Consider the following 16,239-nt stretch of genomic DNA (forward strand, 5'->3'; position numbering starts at 1 on the left):
TTTTTAATGTGTCCCTGATTATTGTTGCCCTCCTAGATTGTAGACATGGTCCGTCACAAGGTTGTTCTTCTCGTCCCTTACTTCCTTGAGCCTGTTCTGGCCATCGTAGAGGTAATAGGTGGAGTAGCCTCTTGCATCAGTTGTGCTTGTAATCCCGATCAAGGGGTCATAGGTAAAGGTGGTGACCATCGCTTCTGGAAAGTTTGTCCGGATAGAATCGAGGTGGTTCCTCAATATCTCCTCCTTACAGGTTGGATCCGAACAATTGTCATTGTCCTCGTCCGAGCGGTCCTGGATTGTTGATATTCCATAGCCCACGGATTGTGTCAAACCATTATTGACCTGGTCATAGGATATGTTGCCCTCGATCTTTGCAATTGGATAGCGATCATTGTAACCCCATATATAGACCGTCTTGTTTCCATCAGGTCTCTCAAACTCCAGGATGTTGCCCTGGTCATCATAGGCCAAATAGTTCAATTGTATATTTTCCGAACTGTTTCCCTTGATATTCTTCAACTCCATGGGAAGTACCAAATTCCCATAGGTCCCGTACATGAGGGATTCCTTTTTAAGGACTGTCCCATTCTTGCTCTGCTGCATCTCCAATAAGGCGGATAGCCTGTTTTGATCATGCAATGTTTGGATAACAGTGGATTCGCTTGGGCTTTTGTCCAGGACATGGGTATACGACGTCTTGAACGAATCACCATTACTGTCCACCAAGGTAACCTCATCGACAATCGGCAATGAAGGTTTATAGGTTGTCTGTTCAATGGTAACCAATTGCCCGCTGCCCAGGAATTCTGTTGTGGTCTTGGTTGTTAGAAGGTGCTGGGCCACGGGGATCTCTGTGCTGACATCGAGCATATGGGACTGTTGGTCCCATGCATCCAGGCCACTGCCCAGTTCCGTTGCACCTATCTTCACGTTCTTCTGGAGGGCCAGGGTCGAGAGCGTCCTGGGGGTAAGGATGTATTCTTCCTGTCGTAGGATGTCATCCGATTCAGAATACACCTTCCTAGTCTTTAGCTTGCCCCTTTTGTAATCATTGTCCACATATGCCAATGAGGGATAGGCACTGTTGTCGATCAGTTCGTCACTGCACTGGAAACTGTTCTGAACGCTGAATATCTGGTGGCCATTGGTGGGCAACCTGGATTCCTGGACATTTGGATGTTCTGAAGAAGAGGAATATAGGTATTCCGTATGTCCATTGCCCGGTTCTATTTCCAATACCCTGGAATACCCCACAAAACTTCCGGAGGTAAGCTCTATACCTCCTTTTGGCTTGTCATATACGGCGGCCTCATATAGCAAAAAAGGTGAAAGTTGGACCTGGTTTGGGTAACCAAAGACCGGTATATTGTTGATTTCGCCGGATGTGTTGCCATCAGTTCCAAGATAGGTATACTCGTATTGTTTGACGGTCACTCCCTTGTCCTTGAGTGTCTGCTTCCTGACCCTTGCCCCCCCGGCAACATAGTCCTCCCCCATGAACCTGAATGAATTGTTCTCATATTCGAACTCCGATGTCCCTCCCGTGGGGTATGTGACCCTTGTCAAGAGTCCGGTCAATGAATAAGAATTGGGCGTGAAATCGATGGCACCAGGGATTAGTTGGTAGTTGTTCTCATTAGCCCTTTGGAACGGTAAAATGGAATGCTGTCCCTGATTCGGGTAAAAGTACAATTGTGGGGTTATGCTGGTTGTCGAGTTCGAATTTCCCGTCACACCATTGTTATTGTAGTAGCCTAGATAGTCCTGTTGCAACGACCCTCTTTTGGGGAGCTTGTCGGTATATTCATAATCAAATGTGTAGATCTGCTGGTCATCCCCCTCAAAGACGGAGACACCGTCCAATCTGAGCCTTTTGCATTCTGCATCCGAACAGTTTTCCTTGGAATCGAAATAGGTATAGGAAAATTGCACTTTCTTGATCACATTGCCGAACACATCCTTGACCTGGACTTCTGTCAGTGCCTTTTCTCCGAGATAGTCCAACCTGTCCAGACCGTGGATGAAATCAATGGTCCCGCCATCAAATGTGATGGTCTGCAACCTTTTCCTCATCGGGTGCTTCTCCCAGTTCTCAAAGGCACCCAAGTAGGCGTAGGGTGCTGATCTTCCTATCGAAAATGTGTTGTGTGCGAAATAACAGGAGTTGCCGGGTGAAAGTGACGCAGGGCCATTAGTGGCAATGGTATGGTCGTTGACCATGGTGTTTTCGACAATGTCATCGTTGGCATAGTCCCCATACTGGAAATCCACGCTCCGTCCAGTGGCCGGATCGGTGATCTTGGACAGGTTCCAGGTATGTATCCGTTTGGTATAGTTGTTCGCGTCCATGGTATCCCAGGTATTGGTCCATTGGTTGATCGATCCCGAGGGCTGTGTTTCCAGGGGCGAGTAAAAACCCTCACTTACCTCAACCTGATCGAAATCATAAACGAGGCCACTGTTGTTCGATATCTGGAACTCGAAAAAATCCTTTATGGGCTCGGTCATCCTGCCCTTATGGTTACCTGTGTTGCCTGGGGCATAGAACCCAAGTCCATCTATAGTCCGGATATCAACCAATACTGAATCCATCCGGGCACCGTTGCCATCCAGGAATGTGGTGGTAAAGCCAGTGTTGTTATCTGGATAGATACATAGATTCGAGGTGTTTATACAGGTAAACTTCGAGTTCAGGCCAGGGGCGCTCACCATAAACAGGTCAGGTGACAGGTCGGTGGCGTGAAGGCCAAATCCAGGCGGATTGCCCCCGGGAGTGTTGTTCACCAAGGCGTCCACGTCCTCGTAATAAACAGCATGTTTGTTCGTCGGTCCCCAAGCGGTCACAATTTCCCTGTAGTTTGCACAGCCAGGGTTCCTGTTGTAGCCCTGAGAGGCAATCCAACCTGTCAAAATCGTCCCAAGGTCCGGGTCGCTCTCGGCGTTCAATGAAAAACCTATCTCATTGTCATGCAGGTCCCGTATGTTCCTCACAATGTTTCCCCCCGCATTGATGTTCCATCCAATGCCAACAGATGAGGCAATATCGTCCACCTTGATTCCTCCGGAATTGTAAGAAATGGAGATTGGAACTGTTATATTTCCCGATCTGATCTCATAAATGGGAATGGTAAGGTCGATTTTGCCCGTATAAAGACTAACGGGAAGCGCGTGAATTTTTTGGAACGCCATGGCATCCGGGGAAGCCGTGATGGAATTGTCCGGAATCGGGTTTGCAAAGCCCCCATGGTTTCCGTCTTGTGCTTGCAGTTTGAACATTGCCAACAATAGTGGCAATGCCATGTATATTCTGATATTCATCCTTTGGGTTATTTTTTTGCAGTCGTAAATTTCTCAAGTATCACTTTCTGGGCTTCCAGCTCCTTTTCGAAAAGTGTGATTTTTGCCAACTTTTCATTCTGTTGTTCCAATCTTTTCTCGTGTAGTTTTTGAGTGCTCTCCAGTAAAATGATGTACAAGGTCATCTCCTCAATTTTCTCCAAAAGAAGCTTGTTCATTTCGCCCACGTCCATACCATTGGCATGTACTTCTTCGGCAGAGGGAATATTGGGCAGGTGGCCATGCTGATCAATATGTTTTTGGACTTCTTGAAGTGAGGGAAGGTCATAGCCTTCCTCAAAGACATAATCCGGCCAAGTCCCTGAGAACTCAACCCTAACCTCCTCGGTAATGAGCTTTCCATCAACGGCCAATTTGTATCCGGAAGGGACCGAATTTGAGCCAATGGCAACCTCGTCTGAATAGCTAGCCGTGGTACCGTTTTTTGCCCATTCCGCGTTACCGCCGCCAGCAGGTGCAGGATCCGTGGTTACGTCCAAAAAAAGACTTGCAGGACTCTCATTCTCATAATAATCCAAGGCGGTCACATGAAACTGATATGGAGTTGACGGGGTCAGTTGGTCAGCCGTATATTCCAGAACATTGGAAAGTGTATCCACAGCGACGTTGTTTTGGTATACCTTATATCCGGTGACACCTATATCGTCTCCGGCCGCTGTCCAATTAAAAAATACTGAATTACTTGTTTTGGAAACAAGGGTAGGTTGACCAGGTTGCGTCGGTGGCGAACTGTCCAGTTCCTGTATGGAGATATTGTCAATCAATACGGCTTCCCCAATAGTTGAAGGGGCACCTGCATACACCTTCAAGGTGGCCGAAGTTCCACTGGCTGTCACATTGAACTCATAACGGTGCCAGCCTGTTCCATAAAAATCCACGCCAGCAAAATCACTAAACCCGTCCCATGACCAAAAACCACCATCCAAGCTCAATGACTTGGCGTGTATAACTATTTTGTATTGGGTATTGGCCGTAGTGGTAAAAATGTATTTTCCACGACTCGCTGCTTCGGCGATGGTCTCTATCCGTATGGCATAGGACCCTCCGTAAACATCGCTGGTCTCTACTGACACTGTGGTAACATTATCGTTTTGGGGAACCCATCCTGTTATTGCATTGGATTCATTGGCAATGCTTCCCGCATTGCTTTCGGTGTGAAGTTCTTGGGCATGGATGTTTATACATCCAAAAATTGCAAATAGGGCTACCGTATAAAACGTTTGTAAGGGTTTCATAGTTGAAAAGAAATTAGGGTTGAAATAAAATGTTTGATGTTGTTAATATGGGACCGATTGGCCCCTAAAAATGTCGAGTTATGCATGTAATGTAGGTTAAGATTTTGGGTATAATCCTCTACTATTGAAAATATAATCGACTATATATATCTGCTATTTCTTCTTTTTATTGTAGTATTTTTCTTTTTTCGATGAAATACTTATTCTTATAAAATGATTATTTCTTAAGGAAAAAGCATGATGTTCTTAGCAAAAGACTTCATGAAGGAGATACGTGATGAGGAATGATTCCACTTAAATTAATTTAGAGAATGGCAAGAATTTTATTTTGTTGTAATTCAGCCACCTTGGCTAAGTAGGTTAATGAATACCAAGCAGTTAAATGCCCAGAACGTTCAACATTGGTTATTCATCGTCTTGTTCAAAAATTCTAATACTGTGCAAAATAATTTAGCACAATTAACCAATGTTATACCTATTGGAAATGTTGATTCCTTATAAGGTAAATAAGACTGCTAAAATGCTCCTTGGGTTTTATTTAGGCTTATAGCTGGTGCATTTGGTCCTGAAGCATCAACACTCTTAACCATATTGTTTGGGTCATTAAAATTGACGTTCACATTAGAGTCATGGATTGCTTTTTTTACGTCATTATTGCTTTTCACCATAATTAATTCTGGTCCATCTAATCGCTCACGGCTTTTTGCTAAAGCCTCCCTTTCTCCGGTTAAATGGGAGATTTTATCCAATGCCCCTTTGGCCATATTTCCAACACCTGGCAATCTACTGGCCATTTTCAGCATCATTTGAATTGGAGCCAATACAAACTTTAAAACGCTTTGACCAATCCTCTTAAAGAATGCAACGAAGTCAAAATCTTTAATCCAGCTAACAACATTGTCCCATGCCTCCCCAATCCACGATGTGAACTTGCCCCACTGTTTTGAAAACCATTTTGAAACGTTGTCCCAATTGTAGAATAGGGCTATTACACCCCCAATAATAGCAATCAATGCCAGTATTGGCCATGAAGCTAAATTAATTGCAACTCCAAAGGCTGTTGTGGCGGCAGTTGCCAACCACGTAACCCCTGTGGATACAACCTGCATGGCTTTATAAGCACCCAGGGCAACAGAATTTTGGCCTATTGAGATTGCCGCTGTTTTACTAAGTGCAGCTTGGGCACCAATAACAACATTATATCCAATAGCCGCCGCCTGGGCACCCAATGTTATGGCTTTCATTCCACCAAAAATAGCCACAGCAGAACCTCCAATACCTACTATCATTTCCATGTTGTTGGCTACCCAGTCCATTGTACTTCCCAATAATCGCAGGGAGTTGTTTTCTGAATTGGTAGCTGTAGTTACATTGAAGAATTGATTTTTGATTGCGGTGATTCGAGCTCCCAATGAAGACATATTTTTGTCTGCTTGGGCTTGTGCAGCCCCTGTTAGACCGATATTCTTTAACATTTCGGCAAATCCCCCTGCATTATTGAAAAGTGCCTGAGCGAGTGCAGAATTTTCTTTTCCAAAAACCTTCATGACAGCATTATTGTCAGTTGCAATTTTGCCGAATTCCATTAACCTGGTATTAAGCGGTAAAGCAGAATTGGCAACTTTTTCTATATCCACTCCCATTGACCTTAGAACATTAAGTTGATCTTTAGGCAATATTTTGGCACTTGCAATGGTTGCTAAAATGTTTCTTAGTTTGGTGCCTGCCTCTGCTCCTTTTTCAAATGGACTAACCAATTGTATTAATGCTATTGACTCATTTAAGGTGGTGCCCGTTGCTGCCGCAATTGTTCCAAATTTTGCCAATGCATCAGCTGTCTGTGGAATTTTCGAGGATCCGTAAACACTTCCAGCGGCCAATGCATCTATGGCCATTAAAGATTTCTCAGCGCCTAATCCGAATTGATTCAAACTAGTGGTTAGAGCATCTGCTGACATTTTTAAATCCAATCCGGATGCCTTGGAAAGAATGATTGCATTCTTCGTAATGTCTGCCAAAAGATCAGGAGTCTTGAGCAATTCAGGTTTTGCGGATGCTATTTCTTCGAATCCTATTAGAACATCTTTTGCCATCATTTTGGTCGAGTTGGCCACTCCCATGGCATTTCTTTCTAATATGGTTAGATTCTTTCCCGTTGCGCCTGTAATTGAACTAACACTCATTAAAGATTTGTTATAATCGATATTCGCTTGTATCGCAGAAGAGAACAGAGCTCCTGCTGATATTCCCAAGGCCACTTGTGAAATTCGCCCCATACTTTTGAATGTCTGATTGATTTTTGCATCAAACCTCTGCATTGAGCTAATACCCATTTTAGCAAAATTTTTAGTTCCCATTCCCATTGATTTCAGAACATGTGAAAAACGGTCAACTGCTTTGAATGTGGCAGGGATTGTTACTGTAGCACCCATAGAATTTTGTTTTAATTATTTAATGTAGTGATATGATTTTTATATAGTTACGCTTAACCATTGGTTAAATTAAAAGTTGTCAACAGGAGCAATTTTACTTTCTTTCACCTCGACTTCTTACCTCAGCATAAGAGGCAATTGCTCGATGTATGTCGATTAAGGATTGTTTCTCTGCAGTTTTGATTGCTTTATCAACACTCTTTCTCATCTGGGTTCCCATTTCGCTTAAGTGGGTTCGATCTCCACCTAGAATTTCACAATAGATTGATGCCAAGTTGTCCGCTTCAGCTTCAAACGTTCTGAATATAGTGTGGATGTTAATTACCAAAATTTTCTCTACCAGTTCCACAGGCATTAACTTGCCCAGCTTTTTTTCCAGTTCCAGTTGTTTTAGTTGGTTTTCCCTTTCTGCTTTTTCAGCATCTGCTACTTTCTTTCTAATAGTCAGCGAATGGTATTGTGAGTTTTCATTAGCGGATTCAATCTGATCTTCGACACTTAATTGTACTGTTGGTTTTTGGTTGGGGATAATAGATAGCTTTGATTTAGGTTTTTTGGTTATTTTTTTTGTGTCCAAACCATTCCCGTTGGTTTGTTCAAGGATGTATTCCTGGTTGGCATCAAAATCTGTATCTATCAACTTGCCAGACTTAAATACTTTTTTTCTTTTGATATGCTGTCTGACGGTTGCTTCTTTTATACCAACAGCCATTGAAAAATCTTTAACTGATAATAACATGTTTTATGGATTTAATTGTGGATTAGCTGTCACGTAGTGATGGTGTTTTTGATTCGAAATTGTGACACATTTCGTTACGATTTTCAAAAGTGTGTCAAGTACTTGAAAAACGCAGTGCGCAACGTATTGCTTTGGGTTTAAATTCATTTTACAGTACCTTTTTTCTTAATTGCTTTTCTTTTGCTATTGTAAAATCTATTCCTGATTTGATGTGCACAATAGCTGATAATACTTGAGTCGTGCTTTGGTAGTCTAAAGTCATTTGATGATATATTTGGGGCAAGCATGGATGTCAGATGAATAAATAACTCATAGTCATTCTGTCTTAAATGCTTCAGTGTTTTTGTTCGAATGTATTTTGGGATTGGTTTTCCTGATTTGATAGGACCTTCCCTTTCTAAGGTTATCCCAGTAACAGCACATTTTAGTTGAGATAAATCGATAGGGGTGAAGATTCGACTTATATGTATAGTGGAATCGTCACCCCTCACATTTTTTGAAGCTAAACTGAGGGGTGAGGATTCGACACCTAACAATTGAGCTGACTTCGTTGTGACTTGACTGTGGAAAATTGAGTGTACATTGTTACCTGTCTTATTCAAAAGCGAAAAATATCTTGTTTTCATTCTTGAAAACATATTGACAGATTTTTGTGTTTGACAATACCAGGTGTATGAATTCAGGTATTGGGTAAGCCTTTGTTTTTCGTTGTTGTCAAGGTTCTTAAATTCTGTACTATTATCTAAAATCAATACTTCTTTCGCAGTAGATCCCAGATCCAAAGCCATTGATGTATACACTTTTTCCAATAGCAAATCTTCAAGGGTGGAAATTCCATGTTTCAAGATGTATTTAGTTTGTTTTGATTTTATCTCAAATCGGATGGTGTCGGGGTGACAATAATTGGGGTGCTGTACACCCTTAGCGTATAGCTTTACTATTTTAAATGTATTTGGTCTACCATTTGGTTTGACACCATATGCTTTCTTGCTGTATGCTAGATCTGCGTCATACTTAAACTGGGTTTTTTTCCAGTATTCAGTCCATCCTATTAGCTCTTTGCCATATCCAGGCACAAGGATATTGACTCCAAATTCAATATTGATCACTTTCCATTTGGTTGGTTCGCTTATTTGAAAAGCTTCTACAAATGTTTTGATGCAATCAACGCTTTCTGTTAGGCTAAAGTCGTTTGCGTTATGGGTATTTGCGTTATAGAAGTAATGAGGACGAAACAAGATTTCTAATCGGTTTTGAAGTTTACAGAATAGAATACCTCTCCATTTTTTTGTCTCTTTTGTTATCAGAGTCTCAAAATCAAAATGATTAAGTCTCTCATTGAAATCATGGAAAATCAATTTTGGATTGCGCCATACTCTAGCAATCTCATCCATGTCCCGAACAACGAGTTTAATAAAATCAATCACTATATTTGAGATGTTGAATGCTCCTAATTCCATTTTTTGGACATTTAACTTTGAATCTGAACAATTCGTAAAACCCTGGGACACTGTGTCAGGGTTTTATTTATTGTCATCGTAGTTTGATAATGGCCTTTTCAATTTCACTTCGTTTGAAGTAAATCATGCCACCTAAGCCGTAGGGTGTTAGTATGCCGCGGTTAGTGTAATTATTGATGGTGGTTTTGGTGACTTTCAGAAGTTTCGAAACTTCCTCCTTGGTCATAAATTCTTCTGGAGGGTCTGGTTTAAATTTTTTTGTGAAATCAACAAATCGATTATCTAATCTTTTATCGACCTCATCTAGAAAATCTTTGGGGGTAATGTTCAGAAATTGGATTGCACCAGACATAACTATTCGTTTTAAAAATCAAGGTAAAGGTTGCTAGATATTTTTACCTATTGTCGGTGGAAAATCCCTACTGGTGAAAAAACCAAAAAATTCAACCAAAATACTTGTTGAATAGCCTATTGAATTTTAGAAGTCTTTCTTCAGATTGGCAATTTTTGTAGGTGGAAAGAGGATTTTTATGATCTCTATTATAGAAAGAATCGAATAATCTTTGGGTAAGGAATTCGCTATTAAGCATCCATTTGAGATAGTCTGGTCTGGAAGGAGCGAAGATTAATTTCCTCTTTTTCAGTTCTTGATATAAATAACTGTGATCGAGGTATTCATTTAATATTTCATTAGTGACGTAATCTCGGAACAGTAGAAAAGCTTCTTTGTTTTTGAACCAATCAGGGTACTCTATTGCATCCGGACGGAGTTCGTTTAGAATAAGCTGCTTTAAGTTGTTTAAAAAAGGAAGATAGATTGAAATGAATAGGGCTTCTTCCTCTTTTGACAACAATCCGTCATTGCGCTGATAGGTAGTACGAAAATTGACGGATTTGGCTAGTGTGGTAAAATAAACGAGTAAGTTGTCTAATTCAATTTCTGTCATTGTCTCTGCAGTTATTAACAACTGTACTAGCTTTGCTTTTAGGGGCTTAAAATTACTCCAATGACTAGGCGGCCTGAATTTGTGAAGAGCCTCAAAATGATGAAGTATTTCATTTTCTGTAAGTTCCTTTGGGTTCCAACTGCCACCATTTTGGTAAACCCAAGCTAAGTCTGCGGGAGAGATGTTCCGCGGATCCTGAACAATTTCAAATATGTAATCTAAAATTTTATAGGCTTCCATGAAGATGTATAAATTGGTGGATCAAGCGATAACATCATACTAAGCACTTAAAAATCATTTACTATACTTTTCTATTAACTGTTGGTCCCAGTCAGTCAATGCGATTCCAGCATTTTTCTTTAGTTGAATTATTTTCATGTCTTGATGGTCCTCGCGTACTTCAGCGGCTTTATGACGAGCTTCCTCCAATTCTAGTTTAGCTTCTTCGTATCGTTGTTTTGTTTTTATCCATTCAGTTATTACATATCTAACATCCTCTTCGTAAGAATGTTTGTGGTCTTCAGCTATTTTATGCAAATTGGAAGCTAGGATACTTTGAACTTTTTCCTCTATTTCTTTTAGAATTGACTTTTTCAGTTTCATTTTGAATTATATTCAATGGTTACTTGATATACTTTTCGACCAATTCATCTTCCCTTTCTGTCAATTCAATTCCTGTATATCTTTTTAGTGAGATTATTTTGGAATCCTGTAAATCCTGTTCAACCTCAGCGGCTTTCATAACCGAAATTCTAATTTTGGCATCTAACTCGTCGGAACGTTGTTTTTCCTTTCCCCAAGCCATAGCTATAAAACGTACATTTTCCTCAAGGTACTTCCTTTGTTCTGTACTCATGCCGTTCCAATTTTTTGACAGAATAGATTGGACTTGTTCTTCAACTTCCTTTAGGATTGACTTTTTCATTTTGATTCGGATTTTAAGATTGATAATTTTAATTCTTTGGGGTTTTGTTGTTTCAGTTTTTCCATGAATTGAATGGTTTCCTTGGCATAGTCATAATTGGATTTGCCGATATACCCTAAAAGGCTTTTTTCGCTGCTGTGCCCTGTTATCTGCATTAATAGATGCAGTGGAAGAATACCATAATAATTCGTTGCAAAAGATCGTCTGCAAATATGTGAGGTAATCAATTGGTGTTTTGGGAATACTCCTTTTACCTTGCGTTTCTTTTCCTTATCAAATTTATAGCCTTCAGTAGGGCCATCAATTTCGGCTATTTGGCAAACCTTTTTAATGTATTCATTGAATCTTTGGGTTGAAATTTTATTCGGAAATCCTTGTGATAAAATTTCTTGTGCTTCTTCCAAAATTGGGATGGTTACATGTTTTTTGGTTTTTTGTTGAGTTATTTGAATTACCGTGATTCCTTCAACTTCTCTCAAATGCGTTTTGGTAATTGAGAGTAGGTCACCACCTCTTTGGCCAATGTAACATCCCAGAATTAACCATTTGCGTGCATTTTCCAGATAGGGTGTTAGCATTTTCGCCTTTTCAATCTTTTTTATTTCTCCTGGTGTGAGATACACTATAAGATCATTCCTTACCTTACCCCCCTTTATTTTTTTAAGTTGGTCGGAAACTTCTAGCCCATTAAATGAGGCATCATAACAAACGGTCTTTAGGTTGCCGATTAGCCTCTTGGAATAGCCTTTAGAATAATTCTGGTTATTAACTAAGTAATCAAGAAATTTGGTGGCCAGAGCTCCATCAACATCTGAAACCCTAATAGCTTTTTTCCCCTGGAATTTTTTAAAAATTGATAGGAGTGACCTATAGTCATTTATTCTACTTTGGGAAAGACCCATATTACCACTTTGGTTGATCCTTATATTTGCGGTGTCAATAATGGATTGGATAGAATCAATAACAAGATCACTTTGGTTGTTAGGATTAATTTTTTTCAAATGGATACCAATGCGCCTATCCAGCCAGTCATAATTGATAATTTCTCCTTTGGCTGTGGACTCATTGACTTCATCCAAAACATATTTTTCCAAGGATCGTAATTTGGCAGCTAGTTTTTTTTCTGAGGCAAGGTTTTGTTTGGGCAATCCTTTCAAAACACTCCATTTAGAGAAATCAACCTGATAATCTGTTTTCTTTTCAAAAACTTTACCTCTTCCCAAGGACAGTTTAAGGTATATGGATGCATTTTGGGCTTTTGATTTCACCCTAAATTTTATGGTTGCCATAAATTGAATCTGAACAACTCAAAGTTATATAATTTTCCCAACCATTTCCCAACCAAATGTTGTTTATTTTTATCTAATTTTATTTGATTTTATCACTAAGAAGAGTACATATTTAGTATAATAGGCTAATAATCAATAAAATAATATTGATAAACAATGTGTTGAGTATTATAACAAGAAATAAGGTTCGACTCCCTTCACCCGCACAAAACAACCTCTCTATTTTATAGTGGGGTTTTTTTATGCCTTACCTCTAGATTTAGTGGAGGAGAAGTTTACCCTGAGCTGTGTCGAAGGGACTCCCTTCACCCGCACAAAACAACCTCTCTATTTTATAGCGGGGTTTTTTTATGCCTTACCTCTAGATTTAGTGGAGGAGAAGTTTACCCTGAGCTGTGTCGAAGGGACTCCCTTCACCCGCACAAAACAACCTCTCTATTTTATAGTGGGGTTTTTTTATGCCTTACCTCTAGATTTAGTGGAGGAGAAGTTTACCCTGAGCTGTGTCGAAGGGACTCCCTTCACCCGCACAAAACAACCTCTCTATTTTATAGCGGGGTTTTTTTATGCCTTACCTCCAGATTTAGTGGAGGAGAAGTTTACCCTGAGCTGTGTCGAAAGGACTCCCTTCACCCGCACAAAACAACCTCTCTATTTTATAGCGGGTTTTTTTTATGCCTTACCTCCAGATTTAGTGGAGGAGAAGTTTACCCTGAGCTGTGTCGAAGGGACTCCCTTCACCCGCACAAAACAACCTCTCTATTTTATAGCGGGGGTTTTTTATGCCGCAGTTGACTTGAATCTTGGCCGATAAATCAACTAAAAACTACCGGTAAGTCCGATGTTGTTTTGAATCATGCTACTGGGATATCGTTATTTTGATTACCGTTGCCATTTCGTCTACCGTGTTTCCTGGCATTGTCAGGTAAAGTCCATTTTCCGATTGTTCCCATGCAATCTTACTTTCACTCCCCAATACGGTTACGGTTTCTATAGCAGGTACGTCAAGTATTTTTTCTTTGGCAAAAGACTCCAACATTATTTGCTGGTTCGGAGTGGTCTTGCCCATTATGATAGCGTAAATGGTGTAATCCTTTGTAGTATACCGAATATCCTTACTGGAGTATTTTATTTTGTGAAAGAGATCATGATTTTCGAAATGGCCTGTGGGTTCTTTAGTGGGTCCTTCGCCAAAGGTGTACCAAGCTTCCGTTCCATAAATTGCCTCTCCATACTTTTTTAGCCAGTCTCCCATTTCCAAAAGGCCTTCCACCTGATTGTTTGGAATAGTGCCATCCGCCATGGGGGAGATGTTCAAAAGCAGCACTCCATTTTTACTGACAATGTCTATAAGCATATGAAGGATGTCCTGGGATCTTTTGACACCAAGATCTTTGGTATAACACCAGCTTCCATCGCTAATAGTGGCATCGGTCATCCATGTTTTGGTTCCTATGGTGTTCTTTCTGGATTGCTCAAGGTCTTCAACGCTCATGTTCAGCGGTAGATCGTGCTGTTTTCTTACAATTACGGCTTCTTGGTCTTTTTTATGGGCCTCGTTTAGGTAGTACGCTGCAAATTCCTTTCTATACGCTTCCGGAATGTCGCCAAGCACATAATCAAACCAGACAATATCAGGGCTATAGTTGTCAATGACTTCCTTCAATTTTCCCAACCAAACCTCTTTGTACCATTTCTCATGCTCAATATTTCCATACATTAATTGTAGGTCTGGGTCACTTGATGTGGGCGGCATGCCTTCAAAATATGGAAAATGGCTTATGCTAATATCCTGTCCAATAGCGGTGGCCCGCTGCAGGTTTTTGGCATGGTGAAATGCGGTTATGAATTTCAGTCCTTTACCCTTGATTGATTTTTCCAATTCTCCCGTTATGTCCCTATTGGGACCAGTGTCCATGGTATTCCATGGGGTAATCTTACTGTTCCACATAGCGTAGCCATCATGGTGCTCCGCAACAGGTCCCGCGAATTTGGCACCTGCATCCACAAACAATTGTGCCCATTTATCCGAATCAAACTTTTCTGCCTTGAAGAGGGGGGCAAAATCGTGATAACCAAATTCTGAAGGGTGACCATAGTTTTCCAAGTGATATTTGTACACAGGGTGATCCTCAAAATGCATATGTCTGGGATACCACTCGTTGTCAAATGCAGGAACAGAATAAAGCCCCCAATGGAAATAAATCCCCAATTTGGCTTCCTTAAACCAGTCGGGAGATTCGTTATGTCCACCTAACGAGGACCAGTCTTCACTATAATTTTCTTGGGTTTTTGGTATCTCAGGCTCATAAGATTGGCTCTCCTGTACAGTTTCCTTACAAGCAGTGATTGATAGCAAAATGGTAAGAACCAAGATTTTTGGTAATGCTAGTTTCATAATTTGACTGGTTTTTGAATACGCATGAAGTTGGCCAAAGCGTCTTTCATACCGTTGTTGATGATACTTTTTAAATAGCTTGAAACGGTTTTTTGAACTCCAGCTATTTGGGTTAAGTCCAATCCCCAAAATTCTGTGTTGGCAAGTGTATGCTGAACAATGTTTTCCAAATTATTCGAAGCCCATTGGTGCTTAAAAAATTCGAGAATTTTTGGGTCGTCCTTCAATGGAATTGGTTCCCCGTCCCTTTCCCCTTTATAAAAGGCTATCAGGGAAGCAAGCGAAAACAATAGGGGAAGGGGTAGTTCTTGTTTTCTTTTGATGTATTCCAGGAGGGAAGGCAACACCCTAGTTTTAAATTTGGATACGGAATTGAGTGAAATGCTGATCAGGGCATGTTGCAAATACGGATTTCTAAATCGATCAAGAACATCATTGGCAAACTGCTGCACTTCATCTTTTGGTAAGTCCAGCGTGGGGCAAATGCATTCAAAAATGACCTGTTGCAAAAAATTCCCTACCACGGGATCCTCCACAGATTCCCTAACGTGGTCAATCCCGTATAAGTATCCTACTGGAACCAAGCTGGTATGTGCTCCGTTCAGAATCCTCACTTTTCGGGTTCGATAAGGTTCCATGTTGTCTGTAAAGACAATATTCAATCCGCTTTCCTTTGATGGAATGCTGTTTTCGAGAAATTGGGGTCCTTCTATGACCCACAGATGAAATTGCTCGCCTTCAACGACCAAATTGTCCCTATACCCCAGTTCTTGGGTAATGGTTTCCATTCTGTCTTTGGGATACCCAGGTACAATTCGATCTACCAGGGTGTTACAGAAAACACAATGATCATCAATCCAAGTTTTAAAATCTGAACCCAATTCCCATTGTATTGCATATTTATGGACTATGCGTTTAAGATTGTCGCCGTTCCTATCAATGAGTTCACAGGGAATCACGATTAAGCCTTTTTCCACATCCCCATTGAATACTTGAAACCGCTTAAATAGCAAAGCGGCGAGCTTCCCTGGAAAACTGTTTTGCGGAGTATCTTCCAACTGATCATTGGGGTCGAATGAGATTCCAGCCTCTGTGGTGTTGGATATGATAAACCTTAAATCTGGATTTTCTGCATTCGCCAAATACCCCTCGAAGTCTTGGTATGGATCTATACTCCGTTGTATGCAGTCAATGATTTTGTGCTCACTTAAAACTTTTCCATTTTTAATGCCGCTGAGGTATAGGGTATATAGACCATCTTGCTGGTTTAGCAGATGGACCAATCCTTGTTCAATAGGCTGTACCACCACTACGCCAGCATCAAAATCGGATTTTTTGTTCATCTCATGCAGCATCCAATTGGCAAAAGCCCTTAAAAAGTTGCCTTCTCCAAATTGCAGCACTCTTTCGGTATAGGTTGGTACAGATACCGTGTTTCTATTAAGTAGTTTCATGCA

The 16,239-nt window shown here is 40.6% G+C and carries 13 protein-coding genes; 1 reads left to right on the top strand and 12 read right to left on the bottom strand.

Annotated features, from left to right (window positions below):
- Window positions 1–18: 18 nt before the first annotated feature.
- From ACO6S0_RS00420 to ACO6S0_RS00465, 10 genes are all read right to left on the bottom strand, one after another.
- Complete coding sequence (locus tag ACO6S0_RS00420; RefSeq protein WP_422350084.1) at window positions 19–3,318, bottom strand: hypothetical protein; 3,300 nt, start codon at window positions 3,316–3,318, stop codon at window positions 19–21.
- Between the two features lie 8 nt (window positions 3,319–3,326).
- On the bottom strand, window positions 3,327–4,592 hold the full coding sequence (locus ACO6S0_RS00425) for a fibronectin type III domain-containing protein (RefSeq protein WP_422350085.1): 1,266 nt from the start codon (window positions 4,590–4,592) through the stop codon (window positions 3,327–3,329).
- A 515-nt stretch (window positions 4,593–5,107) separates the two neighbouring features.
- On the bottom strand, window positions 5,108–7,024 hold the full coding sequence (locus ACO6S0_RS00430) for a phage tail tape measure protein (RefSeq protein WP_422350086.1): 1,917 nt from the start codon (window positions 7,022–7,024) through the stop codon (window positions 5,108–5,110).
- 94 nt (window positions 7,025–7,118) lie between these two features.
- Window positions 7,119–7,763 carry a hypothetical protein gene (locus ACO6S0_RS00435; protein WP_422350087.1) on the bottom strand — a complete coding sequence of 215 codons (645 nt, stop codon included), beginning with the start codon at window positions 7,761–7,763 and terminating at the stop codon, window positions 7,119–7,121.
- A 143-nt stretch (window positions 7,764–7,906) separates the two neighbouring features.
- On the bottom strand, window positions 7,907–9,223 hold the full coding sequence (locus ACO6S0_RS00440) for a hypothetical protein (RefSeq protein ID WP_422350088.1): 1,317 nt from the start codon (window positions 9,221–9,223) through the stop codon (window positions 7,907–7,909).
- Window positions 9,224–9,296: 73 nt separating this feature from the next.
- Entirely contained in the window at window positions 9,297–9,575 is a 279-nt protein-coding gene (locus tag ACO6S0_RS00445) for a helix-turn-helix domain-containing protein (protein ID WP_422350089.1), read from the bottom strand.
- Between the two features lie 91 nt (window positions 9,576–9,666).
- A complete protein-coding gene (locus tag ACO6S0_RS00450; RefSeq protein ID WP_422350090.1) occupies window positions 9,667–10,410 on the bottom strand; it encodes a hypothetical protein in 744 nt (247 codons plus the stop codon).
- Between the two features lie 54 nt (window positions 10,411–10,464).
- Window positions 10,465–10,773, bottom strand: a complete 309-nt coding sequence (locus ACO6S0_RS00455; protein WP_422350091.1) for a hypothetical protein — start codon at window positions 10,771–10,773, stop codon at window positions 10,465–10,467.
- A gap of 19 nt (window positions 10,774–10,792) precedes the next feature.
- The gene (locus tag ACO6S0_RS00460; RefSeq protein ID WP_422350092.1) at window positions 10,793–11,095 is read right to left on the bottom strand and encodes a hypothetical protein; all 303 of its coding nucleotides are present in this window, start codon (window positions 11,093–11,095) and stop codon (window positions 10,793–10,795) included.
- Window positions 11,092–12,384, bottom strand: coding sequence for a tyrosine-type recombinase/integrase (locus tag ACO6S0_RS00465; protein ID WP_422350093.1), 1,293 nt, complete (start codon window positions 12,382–12,384; stop codon window positions 11,092–11,094). The genes ACO6S0_RS00460 and ACO6S0_RS00465 overlap by 4 nt, the downstream gene beginning before the upstream one ends.
- 262 nt (window positions 12,385–12,646) lie before the next feature.
- Here ACO6S0_RS00465 and ACO6S0_RS00470 point away from each other — a divergent pair, with 262 nt between their 5' ends.
- Window positions 12,647–13,198, top strand: a complete 552-nt coding sequence (locus ACO6S0_RS00470; RefSeq protein ID WP_422350094.1) for a hypothetical protein — start codon at window positions 12,647–12,649, stop codon at window positions 13,196–13,198.
- 45 nt (window positions 13,199–13,243) lie between these two features.
- Here ACO6S0_RS00470 and ACO6S0_RS00475 read toward each other — a convergent pair whose 3' ends face one another.
- Both ACO6S0_RS00475 and ACO6S0_RS00480 read right to left on the bottom strand, forming a co-directional pair.
- On the bottom strand, window positions 13,244–14,782 hold the full coding sequence (locus ACO6S0_RS00475; RefSeq protein WP_422350095.1) for an alpha-L-fucosidase: 1,539 nt from the start codon (window positions 14,780–14,782) through the stop codon (window positions 13,244–13,246).
- Window positions 14,779–16,236, bottom strand: a complete 1,458-nt coding sequence (locus tag ACO6S0_RS00480) for a tagaturonate reductase (RefSeq protein ID WP_422350096.1) — start codon at window positions 16,234–16,236, stop codon at window positions 14,779–14,781. Before ACO6S0_RS00480 ends, ACO6S0_RS00475 begins: the two co-directional genes overlap by 4 nt.
- Window positions 16,237–16,239: the final 3 nt, after the last annotated feature.

The organism is Flagellimonas sp. (assembly GCF_965233845.1).
Taxonomy (GTDB): domain Bacteria; phylum Bacteroidota; class Bacteroidia; order Flavobacteriales; family Flavobacteriaceae; genus Flagellimonas.

Bases quoted from the DNA above. Each gene is read 5' to 3' on its own strand.
- ACO6S0_RS00435 (WP_422350087.1), bottom strand. From the start codon at position 7,763: ATGTTATTATCAGTTAAAGATTTTTCAATGGCTGTTGGTATAAAAGAA.
- ACO6S0_RS00465 (WP_422350093.1), bottom strand. From the start codon at position 12,384: ATGGCAACCATAAAATTTAGGGTGAAATCAAAAGCCCAAAATGCATCC.
- ACO6S0_RS00445 (WP_422350089.1), bottom strand. From the start codon at position 9,575: ATGTCTGGTGCAATCCAATTTCTGAACATTACCCCCAAAGATTTTCTA.
- ACO6S0_RS00420 (WP_422350084.1), bottom strand. From the start codon at position 3,318: ATGAATATCAGAATATACATGGCATTGCCACTATTGTTGGCAATGTTC.
- ACO6S0_RS00430 (WP_422350086.1), bottom strand. From the start codon at position 7,024: ATGGGTGCTACAGTAACAATCCCTGCCACATTCAAAGCAGTTGACCGT.
- ACO6S0_RS00480 (WP_422350096.1), bottom strand. From the start codon at position 16,236: ATGAAACTACTTAATAGAAACACGGTATCTGTACCAACCTATACCGAA.
- ACO6S0_RS00440 (WP_422350088.1), bottom strand. From the start codon at position 9,223: ATGGAATTAGGAGCATTCAACATCTCAAATATAGTGATTGATTTTATT.
- ACO6S0_RS00475 (WP_422350095.1), bottom strand. From the start codon at position 14,782: ATGAAACTAGCATTACCAAAAATCTTGGTTCTTACCATTTTGCTATCA.
- ACO6S0_RS00425 (WP_422350085.1), bottom strand. From the start codon at position 4,592: ATGAAACCCTTACAAACGTTTTATACGGTAGCCCTATTTGCAATTTTT.
- ACO6S0_RS00455 (WP_422350091.1), bottom strand. From the start codon at position 10,773: ATGAAACTGAAAAAGTCAATTCTAAAAGAAATAGAGGAAAAAGTTCAA.
- ACO6S0_RS00450 (WP_422350090.1), bottom strand. From the start codon at position 10,410: ATGGAAGCCTATAAAATTTTAGATTACATATTTGAAATTGTTCAGGAT.
- ACO6S0_RS00460 (WP_422350092.1), bottom strand. From the start codon at position 11,095: ATGAAAAAGTCAATCCTAAAGGAAGTTGAAGAACAAGTCCAATCTATT.